Annotated in this window: 11 protein-coding genes; 7 read left to right on the plus strand and 4 right to left on the minus strand. The window is 68.0% G+C overall.

From position 1 onward, the window contains the following. Positions 1 to 29 precede the first annotated feature (29 nt). Positions 30 to 962, minus strand: a complete 933-nt coding sequence (locus LGR64_RS11955) for a pyridoxal-phosphate dependent enzyme (RefSeq protein ID WP_230355512.1) — start codon at positions 960 to 962, stop codon at positions 30 to 32. A gap of 67 nt (positions 963 to 1,029) precedes the next feature. On the opposite strand from LGR64_RS11955, the gene LGR64_RS11960 reads away from it, so the two are divergent. Both LGR64_RS11960 and LGR64_RS11965 read left to right on the plus strand, forming a co-directional pair. Continuing rightward, entirely contained in the window at positions 1,030 to 1,962 is a 933-nt protein-coding gene (locus LGR64_RS11960; protein WP_230355514.1) for a LysR family transcriptional regulator, read from the plus strand. Between the two features lie 166 nt (positions 1,963 to 2,128). Next, complete coding sequence (locus LGR64_RS11965; RefSeq protein ID WP_230355516.1) at positions 2,129 to 2,983, plus strand: hypothetical protein; 855 nt, start codon at positions 2,129 to 2,131, stop codon at positions 2,981 to 2,983. A 21-nt stretch (positions 2,984 to 3,004) separates the two neighbouring features. Here LGR64_RS11965 and prpR read toward each other — a convergent pair whose 3' ends face one another. Then, positions 3,005 to 5,047, minus strand: coding sequence for a propionate catabolism operon regulatory protein PrpR (gene prpR / locus LGR64_RS11970; protein ID WP_442873812.1), 2,043 nt, complete (start codon positions 5,045 to 5,047; stop codon positions 3,005 to 3,007). A 176-nt stretch (positions 5,048 to 5,223) separates the two neighbouring features. Between prpR and LGR64_RS11975 the strand changes: the two genes are divergently transcribed. The 3 genes from LGR64_RS11975 to LGR64_RS11985 are packed head-to-tail and all read left to right on the plus strand — an operon-like array spanning position 5,224 to position 8,179. Then, complete coding sequence (locus LGR64_RS11975) at positions 5,224 to 6,219, plus strand: tripartite tricarboxylate transporter substrate binding protein (RefSeq protein WP_141832442.1); 996 nt, start codon at positions 5,224 to 5,226, stop codon at positions 6,217 to 6,219. A gap of 44 nt (positions 6,220 to 6,263) precedes the next feature. Next, positions 6,264 to 7,274 (plus strand): Bug family tripartite tricarboxylate transporter substrate binding protein, encoded by a 1,011-nt coding sequence (locus LGR64_RS11980; RefSeq protein WP_012205414.1) that lies wholly within the window; start codon positions 6,264 to 6,266, stop codon positions 7,272 to 7,274. Positions 7,275 to 7,318: 44 nt separating this feature from the next. Further along, positions 7,319 to 8,179 (plus strand): isocitrate lyase/PEP mutase family protein, encoded by an 861-nt coding sequence (locus LGR64_RS11985; RefSeq protein WP_013802578.1) that lies wholly within the window; start codon positions 7,319 to 7,321, stop codon positions 8,177 to 8,179. A 41-nt stretch (positions 8,180 to 8,220) separates the two neighbouring features. Here the strand turns inward: LGR64_RS11985 and LGR64_RS11990 are convergent, their stop codons facing one another. Continuing rightward, positions 8,221 to 8,817, minus strand: coding sequence for a TetR/AcrR family transcriptional regulator (locus LGR64_RS11990; RefSeq protein WP_230355520.1), 597 nt, complete (start codon positions 8,815 to 8,817; stop codon positions 8,221 to 8,223). Positions 8,818 to 8,937: 120 nt separating this feature from the next. Here LGR64_RS11990 and LGR64_RS11995 point away from each other — a divergent pair, with 120 nt between their 5' ends. Beyond that, positions 8,938 to 10,158 (plus strand): MFS transporter, encoded by a 1,221-nt coding sequence (locus LGR64_RS11995; protein WP_141832444.1) that lies wholly within the window; start codon positions 8,938 to 8,940, stop codon positions 10,156 to 10,158. A 43-nt stretch (positions 10,159 to 10,201) separates the two neighbouring features. Here LGR64_RS11995 and LGR64_RS12000 read toward each other — a convergent pair whose 3' ends face one another. Further along, a complete protein-coding gene (locus tag LGR64_RS12000; protein ID WP_141832446.1) occupies positions 10,202 to 11,083 on the minus strand; it encodes a LysR family transcriptional regulator in 882 nt (293 codons plus the stop codon). A gap of 114 nt (positions 11,084 to 11,197) precedes the next feature. Between LGR64_RS12000 and LGR64_RS12005 the strand changes: the two genes are divergently transcribed. Beyond that, positions 11,198 to 12,748, plus strand: a complete 1,551-nt coding sequence (locus LGR64_RS12005) for an MFS transporter (RefSeq protein WP_230355522.1) — start codon at positions 11,198 to 11,200, stop codon at positions 12,746 to 12,748. Positions 12,749 to 12,772: the final 24 nt, after the last annotated feature.

Raw genomic sequence — 12,772 nt, forward strand, 5'->3', positions numbered from 1 at the left:
CAGGGTCCGGCTTCAGGCCTGGGCCGTGCTCACGCCTGGCCGGTCAGCGCCGCCGCGTGCCACGTCCGCAGTTGCTCCAGCGTGTTCGTCGTGCCGCCGCAGGCCACCACCAGCACGCGCTTGAAGCCTTGCAGCGCAGGTGCGCCTGCGTAGGCCAGGGCCAGCGCGGCACCGCAGGCGGGCTCCACATGCAGGCGATGGTCATCAATGAAGCGCAGGCAGGCATCCAGCGCCTGCGCATCCGTCACCACGGCGCTGCGCACGGGGTGCACCTGCGCCAGATCGAAGGCCCGCTGGCAGACCTGGCGCGCGCCCAGCGAGGTGGCAACGCTGGTGATGCGGTCCAGCAGCACGCGGCGGCCCTGGGCCAGCGACTGCGCCAGGGAGTCCGCGCCGGCCGTCTCCGCAGCAATCACGGGCACATCGGTCCAGCCATGGCGCTCCAGGCCCTGCACCACGCCGGCCAGCAGGCCGCCGCCGCCCACGGCCAGCACCACGGCGTCGGGCTTGAAGTCGGCAGCAGCCAGCTCATCGATCAGGGTGGAATGCCCTGCCCACAGCAGCGGGTCGTCAAACGGATGGACAAAGGCATCCTCGGCACCCAACAGGGACTGGGCCAGGGCATTGGCCTCGTCCCAGACGGCGCCATGCACGATCAGCTCGGCGCCCTGGGCACGGATCAGTGCCCGCGCATGCTCGGTCGTGGTTTGCGGCACGACCACGGTGACGGGTATGGACAGTTGCCGCCCGGCATAGGCCACGGCAATGCCGGCATTGCCGCCCGACGAAGCCACAAAGCGCTTCTTGCCCTGGCGCGCCAGGGTCTCGCAGGCATGGCCTATGCCGCGCAGCTTGAATGATCCGCAGGGTTGCAGCGCATCCAGCTTGAGCCAGATTTCAGGACCACCGGCGTGGCTCAGGGCATGGGACGGGATAAGGGGAGTGAAGGTGTGCAAAGGCATGGGGTGGCAGTGTAGGACTGGCGTTCAGCCGCGATAATCCCTTGGCTTTTCAAATATTCTTTGCGCCATGAGCACAAATCAAGCCCTGCCCCTGTTCGGAGAAATGGCCATCTTCGTCAAGGTGGTGGACACGGGCAGCTTCTCCGAGGCCGCGCGTCAGCTGGGCAGCACGCCATCGGCCACCAGCCGGGGCGTGGCGCGGCTGGAAAGGGCGCTGGGCCTGCGCCTGCTGGAACGCACCACGCGCAAGCTGCGCCTGAGCGAGGCCGGCCGTGAGGTGCATGCGCGCTGCCTGGACATGGTGGGCGCCGCCCAGGCCGTCATGGCCGCGTCCCTGCTGCAGGACGCGCAGCCGCGCGGCTTGGTGCGCATCAGCGTGCCCAAGGCCGTGGGCCGTACCGTGGTCCATCCCCACATGCCCGACTTCCTGGCCCTGTATCCGGAGGTCGATGTGCAGATGCGGCTGGAAGACCGCTACATGGACCTGATCGACGACCCGGTGGACCTGGCCATACGCATCACCAACCACCCACCGCCCGGCCTCATGGGCCGCCACCTGATGGACATCGACCATCTGCTGTGCGCCTCGCCCCAGTACCTGGCCCGGCACGGCACGCCCGTGCATCCGCTGGAGCTCAAGGCCCACAGCTGCATCTACCTGGGGGAGGAGCCCGGCGACGCGCACTGGAAGCTGCGCGGCCATGGCAAGACCGTCACCGTGGCCGTGCGCGGGCGCTATGCCGCCAACAACACCGGTGTGCGGCTGGACGCCGTGCTGCAGCACATCGGCATCGCCAGCCTGCCCCGCTTCACAGCACGCGAGGCCCTGGCGGACGGGCGCATCGTGCAGGTGCTGCCGGACTGGAACTTCCTGCCCAACTACAGCGGCCAGCTGTGGATTCTTCACCCGCCCACGCGCCACCTTCCGCTCAAGCTGCGCGTGCTGATGGATTTCCTGGCCGAGCGGCTGGGTGGGGCTGGTGGGCTGCAGGTTTCATGATTCTTCCATGTGATTTTCAATAGCCAATGGCAATCACGACGACCATTTCATTCGAGCAGAAAACCAAATGACTCCGTCATCCCGGGCGATTCAGCATTCCGCAGTGGATCGCGGTTAAAGTCCGGCATCCATTCGATTCAACATCCCCAAAACCAACGGAGCAAGCATGTCAAAGCGACTGAATGGCCTCATGGCCGCGGCCCTTGCCGCCTTCATTTCCACGCCCGCGCTGGCCATTCTTCCGGATTCGGGCATGTGGAGCATTGGCGCGGAACTCAATGGCAAGCCCGGGCGCGGCATTCAGATCGACAGGCAGGGTAGCTCCACGCTGATCCTGACCTATTTCGGCTACCGTGCCGATGGATCATCCCTGTTCCTGCAGGCCGCAGGCACGCTCAAGGACGGCAAGCAGTTTGACGGCGTGCTCACGGAATATCGCAATGGCCGCGCACTGGGTGGCCAGGCCCGCGATGGAGAGCTTGCACAGGAGGCTGGCCCGGTCAGGATCATCTTCGATTCCTCCACCACGGCGACGATCACCCTGCCCGGCGAGGCTCCGCAGCGCCTTCAGCGCTTCCAGTTCGAGGATCTGAAGCGCCGACTCAACTTCACATTCGTCCACACCGTCGCCTATGAGTTCTCCAATATCACACCGGGCACGATCACCATCAAGGCCGATGGCAATACGCTCACCATGTCCCAAAAAACAGGCGGCTCAGGTAGCTGTGAATACGTGGGCGATTTGAAGTACGCGGGCGATGGCTTCCACTCAAAGGGAATGGCCGAATGCGACTGGGGCACAAACATCAGTCACTTCATTTATGAGGCCAGGCACCTGAAAGTGGATGAATTCGGCACACTCAGTGCCCGCATCTATATGGGCCCTGCCGACAAGCCCGGAACCTACAGCCACAGACAGTTCATCAGCGGCATTTGCCAAAATGATCAACCCACGATGCTGGGCACGCCCCGTTGTGATCCCGAGGCCATGCAGGTGGACCCTGCCCTGCAGCGGGAATAGCCGCAGGACGCAAGCGCGCGATCAACGGCTGTCGCGCAACCTGCGCCACAGCGTGGCTCGGCTGATGCCCAGGATCTCGCAGGCGCGGCGCTGGTCGCCCTGCACCTGCTCCAGCACCTCGCGCATGCGCTGGCGCTCGGCATCGCGACGGGCCTCGCGCAGTTGCAGTTGCCGCTGCTGTGCTGGCAGGGCCTGAACGGTACCCTGCCCAGCCCCGCTGCATTCAGGAAACAGCTCCCGCAACCGGCCCATGTCCACGCGGCCCGCGCTGTCACGCAGGTCGTGGCGGCAGGCCAGCAGGCGCTCCACCCAGTTGTCCAGCTCTCTCGCATTGCCGGGCCAGCGGTGAGCGGCGGCCAAATCCAGTAAGGCTTCCAGCAAGGGCTCCAGTGAAGAGGCCTCGGCCTGCAGCGACTGCGTGCGCAAACGCCGCGCAAGCATGGTGCGGGCCAGGGCCTGGACATCGCCCTGTCCGCGTTCGTGCAGTCCGGGCATGGCCAGGCGCAGCACGGCCAGGCGGTAGAACAGGTCGCGCCTGAATTCACCGCGCTCGACCAGGGCCGCCAGATCGGCATGCGTGGCGGCGATGACGCGCAGGTCCACAGGCACGGACGTGGTGGAGCCCACGCGCAGCACTTCGCGCTCCTGCAGCACGCGCAGCAGGCGGGATTGCAGGGCCAGCGGCATGTCCCCGATCTCGTCCAGGAACAAGGTGCCCGTATGGGCCGCCTCGATCAGCCCGGTCTTGCCGCCGCGCCGCGCGCCGGTGAAAGCGCCTTCGTCGTAGCCGAAGAGTTCGCTCTCCAGCAGGCTTTCCCCCAGGGCCGCGCAGTTGACGGCCAGAAAGGGCTGGGCCGCGCGCCGGCTGGCGCGGTGCATGCCCTGGGCCAGCAACTCCTTGCCCGTGCCGCTGTCGCCCTGGATGAGCACGGTGGCATCGCTGGCCGCGAACTGGCGCGCCAGGCGGCGCACGCGCTGGGCGGGTTCGCTGTCGCCCGCGTAGTCTTCGATGCGCCAGCGCACGCCCGCGCCGCGCAGGCTGCGGTTCGCGCGCAGGTGGCGGTCGGCGCGCTGGATGGTGGCGGGGTCGCGGCAGACCAGCAAGGCGCCCGTGAGCTGGCCGTTTTCCACGATGGGTGCGCGCCGTACCACCAGGGTGCGCATGGCCAGCTGGACCACGTCTTCACTGCCTTCGGGCTCCAGGGACTGCGACTGCAGCGCCTGTGCCAGCGCCAGCGCGGGCGCCACCTCGTCCAGCAGCCGGCCATGCAGCGCCCTGGCGGGCGCTCCCAGCAGGGCTGCCATGGTGGGGTTCAGTGCCTGGATGCAGCCTTGCGTATCCACGGCGACCACGCCGTCCTGCAACTGGCCAAGCACGGTTTCCAGCCGCTGGTGGCGGGCGCGCTCGGCATGGCGGTGGCGGGCCAGCAGCACCGCGTCGCGCAGGGCCTGCAGCACGGCGCCGTCGGAGTACAGCAGCACGCTGGGAATGCCGGCTTGCTCGGCCAGATCGGCAACCAGCCCAGGCGCGACCACGGCACCCACGCCTGCGGCCTGCAGCGCACGCACGCAGGCCTGGGCATCCTCGGGCCCGTGGTAGCTGAACTGGGCAATGCCGGCGCCGAACAGCGCATCGAACTGGGCCAGGTGCGGCGAGGGATGGTCGAACGACACCAGCCCGATGCGCGGCGTGCCACCCGCCTGCGCCAATTCCCGCGCGCTGGCCAGCGCCTGCAGCAGATCGAAGCCGCGCACCTCGATCATGACCACGGGAATGTCGACATGCTCGCGCACCCAGGCACCACTGGCGCCGGCGGCCACCAGAGCGTCTATGGGCTCGACCGCCTGCAGCGCGCGCACGGCCTGCACGGCGTCGTCAAAGGCCGCGCTGACATGCTCCACACGCACCTGGTCGCCCACCGCCAGGGACATGCGCTCCAGCACGCGGCCGATGCGATGGCGGCCTATGGTGACGACACGGGGCCATGCCGCACGGGGGCCGGACGGGGTTCCAGGGACAGGGGCCACGACTGATTCATTCATGCAACCGATTATTTCATTCATGCAACATCGCACCGCATGAATCCAGCAGCAGGTTCCGCCCCATCCTCTTGTGAACTGAAAAATGCATTCAGATCAATGGCTTGCGAAAACAAGGGTTTACCCTTTATTGCCATGGCATGCAGCTTGCAAACAAAGCCGGCGTTTCAATCATTTCAAGTATTTCCAGGAGACTCCCCATGCACCAGCCATCCCGCCTGCCCCGCCGCACTGCCCTGGCCGCCCTGCTTGCCACCGTGCTGCCGCTGGCCAGCGTGTCGTTTGCCGCGTCTGCCGCCGATGCCTGGCCCACCCGCCCCATCCGCCTGGTGGTGCCGTTCTCTGCAGGCGGCGCCAACGACCTGATGGCCCGCTCGGCCGCCGAAGGTGCGTCCAAAATCCTGGGCCAGCCCGTGGTCATCGACAACCGGCCCGGCGCAGGCGGCACCGTGGGCGCCGACATCGTGGCCAAGGCCCAGCCCGACGGCTACACCCTGCTGGTGAGCGCGGCCGGCGTGATCTCCAACAGCATGATCAAGAAGACCATGCCGTTCAAGGACGATGCGCTGGTGCCGGTGGCCATGATCGGACTGGCGCCGTCCGTGATCGTGGTCCCCAAGAACGCGCCCTACCAGAACCTGCGCGACTTCGTCGAGGCCTCCAAGAAGGGCCAGGGCTTCAATTTCGCCACGGCCGGCACGGGCAGCACGCCGCATTTCGTGGCCGAGATGCTGAACGTGAAGTACGGCGCACAGCTGCAGCCCGTGCCCTACAAGAGCGGATCGGAAAGCACGACGGCCGTGCTGGGCGGCCAGGTGGAGGGCACGTCGGAGGCCAGCATCATCGCCCTGCCCCACATCCTCAATGAGGGCAAGTTCAAGGCCCTGGCCACGACCTGGACCCAGCGCATCTCCGCCTATCCGCAACTGTCCACCGCCGTGGAGCAGGGCTTTGCCGAGCTGCAGATCGCGCACTGGGCCGGCATCCACGCGCCCAAGGGAACGCCGCCTGTCATCCTGGACAAGCTGGCCGCCGCCGTGGACCAGGCCATGAAGGAGCCCGCCACCGTGGAAAAGCTCAAGGGCCTGGGCATCGAGCCCATCGGCGGCACGCGCGCCGAGTTCGTGAAATTCACCGATGCCGAGCGCAAGCGCCTGGGCGAGATCGTCAAGGCCGCGAAGATGCAGGAAAAGTGAGCCGCTTGCGCCATCACCATCGATCCCAACCGAGACAAGACACCATGAATACCCGCCGCAACACCCTCCGCCTGAGCTTGGGGCTGGCCCTGAGCGCCACCGCCGCCGCTGCCGCCCTGCTCGCCGCCCCCGCCACCGCCGTGGCCCAGGGCGCAGATGCCTGGCCCTCGCGCCCCATCAAGCTCATCGTGCCCTATGCGGCCGGCGGCTTTGCCGATACACGGGCCCGCAAGATCGCCGACAAGATAGGCCAGAGCCTGGGCCAGCCCATCGTGATCGACAACCGCGGCGGCGCGGGCGGCGTGACGGGCACGGATGCCATCGCCAAGGCCACGGACGGCCATACCTTCGGCTTCGGCTCGCCAGGCCCGCTGGTGACCAATCCCATGCTGATGAAAAAGCTGCCCTACAACGCCGCACGCGACCTGCAGCCCATCATCCTGATCGAAGAGGCGCCGCTGATCCTGACCACGGCGCCCAACCAGCCGTTCAAGACCGTGGCCGAGCTGGTGGCTGCAGCCAAGGCCAAGCCGGGCACGCTGACCTATGGATCGTCGGGCGTGGGCGGCGCCCACCACCTGTCGGGCGAGCTGCTGGCCTTCCAGACGCGCACGGACATGGTCCATGTGCCCTACAAGGGCGGCGCGCTGGCAGCCACCGACCTGATGGGCGGCCACCTGGCCTTCATGTTCGAGATGGGCTATGCGGCCCTGCCCGCCATCCAGGGCGACAAGGTCAAGGCGCTGGCCGTGTCCAGCAAGCAGCGACTGAAGGTGCTGCCCAGCGTGCCCACGCTGGATGAGGCGGGCATCAAGGGCTTCGAGTCGTACAACTGGCTGGGCATGATCGCGCCGGCCAGCACGCCGCCGGCCGTGATCGAGCGCCTGAACAAGGCCGTCAACGAGGCACTCAAGGACGCCGAGGTGCGCGCCATGATCGAGAACACGGGCGGCATGGTCATGGGCGGCACGCCCCAGGCCTACGGCAAGTTCATCGAGGCCGAGCGCGCCAAGTGGGGCCCGGTGATCAAGAACGCCAACATCACGCTGGACTGAGCGCCAGCCCGCGCATCGCTTTTTCCCATTCGACAGAACCATCCATGAACACCAAGCAACAACTCAAGGCCCTGGCCGAAGCGCGCCGCGGCGTGCTCGTGCCCGGCGCATTCAACGCGCTGTCCGCGCGCGTCGTGGCCGATCTCGGCTTCGAGGCCATCTATGTGACCGGTGCCGGCGTGACCAACATGTGGTTTGGCCTGCCCGACCAGGCCTTCATGGGCCTGACCGACATCGCCGACCACACGGCCCGCATCCGCGACGCGGTGGATCTGCCGCTGATCGTGGATGCCGACACGGGCTTCGGCAACGCGCTCAACACCTACCATGCGGTGCGCACGCTGGAGCGCGCGGGCGCCGACTGCATCCAGATCGAGGACCAGATCAGCCCCAAGCGCTGCGGCCATTTCAATGGCAAGGAAGTGATTTCCACCGAGGAAATGCTGGGCAAGATCAAGGCCGCCGTGGACGCGCGCCGCGACCAGGGCACGCTGATCATGGCGCGCACCGATGCCTGCGCCACCCAGGGCTTCGAGGCCGCCGTGGAGCGCGCCCAGCGCTTTGCCGAGGCGGGAGCCGACATCCTGTTCGTGGAGGCCGTGACCCAGGCCGATGAGATCCGCGCCCTGCCCCAGCGCCTGTCCACGCCGCAGCTGATGAACATGGTGATCGGAGGCAAGACGCCCATCACCGACGCGGGCGAGCTGGCAGACCTGGGCTATGGCCTGGTGCTGTATGCCAACGCGGCGCTGCAAGGCGCCGTGGCCGGCATGCAAAAGGCGCTGGGCCAACTGCGCAACGAGCGCAGGGTGGACGAGAACCCCGCTGTGGTCGCCCCCTTTGCCGAGCGCCAGCGCCTGGTCAACAAGCCGTTCTGGGACGCGCTGGAAAAGAAGTACGAGTGAAGCACGAGCGAGGGCGGGCTGGCACAGCGCCACTCAGCCGCTCAGCCCCTCGCAGGCGCCTTCCACCCCTTGAGCGTCAACTCCAGCGCCTGCAGCGCCTGCTGCAGGCGCTCGGGGGGCGCCCCTTCCTCGGCAATCCAGAATGCCGACTCCACCAAGCAGCCATTGAGCAGGAGCGACATGGCCAGAGGATTGGCACGCACGATCACGCCGCGCTCCATGAGCTGCTCCAGGTAGCCGGCCACGAAGGCGATGCAGGCGCGGTGCTGCTCGCCCTGGTCCGTGCCCGTGAGCACGGCGCGCGCATCCTGCAGCACGATGCGGCGTATCTCGCCCTCCTGCGCCATGGCCAGGTAGGCGCGGCAGTAGGCCAGGAACCCCTCCCAGGGGTCGGCATGGTCGGCCAGCACCTGCTCCAGGCGTGCGTCCATCTCGGCATCCATTTGCGCCACCACGGCGGCCAGCAGGCCCGGCTTGCCACCGAAATGGTGGTACAGCGCGCCGCGCGTCAGCCCGGCATTGGCCGTCAATTCGTCCATGGAGGCCTGGGAATAGCCCTGGCTGCCAAAGGCCTCGCGCGCAGCCTCGATGAGCTTGGCGCGTGTCTCCTCGATCATGCTGGCCCGGCTTTTGCGCATGGCGCACTCCATTCACATACAAAACGTATGCCAATGATACGGCGCGTCATGGGCAGCCCGTAGAATCGCTGACATACGCCGCGTATGTGATTGCAGCGGCCTGTCTTTTCCGAGGTTTCCATGTTCCACGCCTACCGCCAGCTGTTCACCCAGCCCGGCACGGCCGCTTTTGTGCTGGCCGGTCTCCTGGCCCGCCTGCCCCTGTCGATGACGGGTATCGGCCTGATCACCATGCTGTCCCAGCAGCGCGGCGCCTACACGCTGGCTGGCGCGGTCGCAGCCTGCTTTGCGCTGTCCATTGCGGTGCTGGCGCCCCGCATCTCGGCCCTGGTGGACCGCCATGGCCAGCGCAAGGTCCTGCCCTGGGCAGCGGCCGTGAGTGCTGCCGCCATGTTTGCGCTGCTGGCCTGCGCGCATTGGCAGGGGCCGGATTGGCTGCTGCTGGTGCTGGCAGCACTGGTGGGTGCCCTGCCCAGCATGCCGGCCATGGTGCGCGCACGCTGGACCGTGCTGCTGCGTGGCACGCCCCAGCTGCAGACGGCCTATGCGCTGGAGGCCGTGCTGGACGATGTCTGCTTCATCGTCGGCCCGCCGCTGTCGGTAGGCCTGAGCATGGTGCTGTTCCCCGAGGCCGGGCCGCTGGCCGCCTCCTTGCTGCTGCTGGTGGGCGTGGCGCTGTTCGTGGCCCAGCGCCGCACCGAGCCGCCCGTGGACACATCGCAGCAGCGCACGCGCCAGCAGTCGCTGGCCCGCCATCCCGTGGTGCGCACGCTGGCGCTGTTCATGCTGGCCCAGGGCATCATCGTGGGCACCATCGACGTGGCCAGCGTGGCCTTTGCCACGCAGCAGGGCCAGCCGGCGGCAGCCAGCATCGTGCTGTCGTTCTATGCGCTGGGGTCCTGCGTGATGGGACTGGTGTTCGGCACGCTGCGCCTGCAGGCGCCGCTGCACCGCCAGATTGCCTGGGTGGGCGCCTCGGTGTGCATCACCGCCGTGCCCCTGCTGCTGGCCACCAATGTGTTCACGCTGACCCTGGCCGTGTTGCTGGCCGGCATTACCTTCGGGCCGACCATCACCGTGGCCATGGGCCTGGTGGAGCAGCAGGTGCCGCACCAGCGCCTGACCGAAGGCATGACCTGGCTGCTGACCGGCATTGCCATGGGCGTGGCCCTGGGCGCGGCCGCCGCAGGCTGGGCCACCGACCTGTGGGGCGCGCGCATTTCCTTCGTGGTGGCGCTGCTGGCCGGTGTCGCCATGTGGGCCCTGGGCGTGCTGGCCGCACGCCAGGCACGAGCGAAAGAGAGCCCGCCTGCCGAAGACGCAGCCGCTGCCTGCACCTGAACACGGCCCCAACGCCCGCGCCAGCCCAGACTGCTCAGGCCGCTCAGGCCGTGGCCATCAAGGCCAGCAGCTCGGCCAGGCGCTGGCGCATCCACAGCGCTTCGGCCCCGGGCGCCAGCCCTTCCAGCCAGAGCATGCGCACGGTCAGCGGCGGCAGCGCCAGCCCCTCGCAGGCGCGTTGCCGCAGGTGCGGGCGCAGATCGCCGAACTCGGCAATGTTGACCGGCAGGATGGCCCAGCCCAGGCCATCGGCCACCATGTCGGCAATCACATAGAAGCTGTTGGAGCGCCAGACGGCGGGACTGAGCACGGTGTCCTCCACGCCCTCGATGTGCATCAGCAACTGGCGGTGCGCGGCCAGTTGCCTGCGCGTGAGGGCCGCCGTGCCATCGAGCACATGGCCCTTGGCCACGCAAATGGTCTGCGGCACGCTGCCGATATGGCGCTGGGCACAGGTGGCCGGCGCAGGCGCTCGGTCGAACTGGAAGGCGACCTGGGCACGCTGCGCCGCCACATGCTCGGCCACTTCGGAGGCCGTGCCGTTCAGCACGGTCAGCTCCATGGCCGGAAAGCGCGCCGCCAGTTCCTTGAACAGCTGGGCCAGCGGCACATAGGGCAATGCCTCGTCCAGCGCAACGGCCAGGCGTGCCTGCCCGCCTGCGGCCAGTGCGCGGGCGCGGTGGTCCATGGCCTGGGCCTGGTGCAGCAGGGACCGGGCCTCCAGCAGCATCACCTCCCCTGCCGCCGTCAGCTGCACGCGGCGCCCCACGCGGTCGAACAGCTCCAGCCCCAGGTCGGCTTCCAGCAGGCCGATAGCCGTGCTTACGGCCGACTGCGTACGTCCCAGGCGGCGGGCGGCCTCGGTCATGGTGCCGGCTTCGGCCACCGCCACAAAATGCTTCAGCCTGTCGAGTGTCCATTCCATCCATCAATTTTATGGATGGAATCAAACTTTGATGAATCATTTCATTGATGGAAACTGTGGTTTTCATCAAGAAGGAAGCCCTGGCCCACAAGGCCCGGGGCAAACAGGTGCTTTATGGCGTTCACAACGCAAACCCAGAACCCCGTTTCGGGGCATCTTCCAAAACCCCTGGCGGCCGATCCGCGCCGCTGGCTGGTGCTGGCCATTGTCTCGGTAGCGCTGCTGCTCATCGTCATCGACATGACGGTGCTCTACACGGCGCTTCCGCGCCTGACGCATGACCTGGCGGCCACGGCCTCGGCCAAGCTATGGATCGTCAACATCTACGCGCTGGTGGTCTCCGGCCTGCTGCTGGGCATGGGCACGCTGGGCGACAGGCTCGGCCACAAGCGGCTGTTCATGGCCGGGCTGTGCGTGTTCGGCGTGGCATCGCTGTGCGCGGCCTTTGCGCCCTCGCCCGCCCTGCTGATTGCGGCGCGCGCGCTGCTGGGAGTGGGCGCGGCCATGATGATGCCGGCCACGCTGTCCCTGATCCGCCTGAGCTTTGCCGATGAGCGCGAGCGCGCGCTGGCCATCGGCATCTGGGCCTCGGTGGCCTCGGGCGGTGCGGCCTTCGGGCCGGTGGTGGGCGGGCTGCTGCTCGAATACTTCTGGTGGGGCTCGGTGTTCCTGATCAATGTGCCCATCGTGCTGCTCGCCCTGCCCCTGGCCGGCTGGCTGATCCCCGCAGGCACGGCCACCTCGCAGCGGCCCTGGGACTTCATCGGCTCATTGCAGGTCATGGCAGGCCTGGTGGGCAGCACCTACGCCATCAAGGAAGCCGGCAAGCAATCGCCCGACTGGGCCCTGGCCGCCGTGGCCCTGGTGCTGGGCCTGGGCTTTCTCGCGCTGTTCGTGCGGCGCCAGCGCCGCAGCAGCGACCCGCTGCTGGACTTCGCGCTATTCCGCAACCCGGCGTTTGCCACGGCCGTGGCCTCGGCCCTGGTGGCAGCGGCCGCGCTGATCGGCATGGAGCTCGTGTTCAGCCAGCGCCTGCAACTGGTGCAGGGACTGTCGCCACTGCAGGCCGGCCTGGCCGTGCTTCCGCTGCCGCTGGCCGCCTTTGTGGCCGGCCCCGTGGCAGGCCACTGGCTGCCACGCCTGGGTGGCGCGCGCATGCTGCCGGCAGCGCTGTTGCTGTCGGGCCTGGGCATGGGCGGCTATCTGCTGGTCCACGACATGGGCTGGTGGCCGCAGGCGGCGGCGCTGGCCGTGCTGGGCCTGGGCATAGGCGCGGCCATGACCACGGCGTCGAGCACCATCATGCAAAGCGCTCCCGCAGACCGTGCCGGCATGGCGGCCTCGGTCGAGGAGGTGTCATACGAGCTGGGCGGCGCACTGGGCGTGACGCTGATGGGCAGCCTGCTGTCGGCCGTCTATGCAGGCTCACTGCACCTGCCGGAGGGCCTGGGCCTGGGCCTGGCCCTGCCCGATTCCGTGCGCGACAGCCTGGACGAAGCCCTGCTGGCTGCCGATCAGCTGATGCCCCAGGCCGCGCACCAGTTGACCGAGCTGGCACGCACGGCCTTCGGCCAGGGTTTCAGCGCCGTGATCGCCGGCGCCACGCTGCTGCTGGTCTGCACGGCACTGTGGACGGGCTGGTGGCTGCGCGGTCAGCGCCGCTGAGCCGTCGCCTTCCTCTCAAAAAGC

Origin of the sequence: Delftia sp. Lp-1, from assembly GCF_020523835.1 — a bacterium.
Classification (GTDB): domain Bacteria; phylum Pseudomonadota; class Gammaproteobacteria; order Burkholderiales; family Burkholderiaceae_C; genus Comamonas; species Comamonas acidovorans.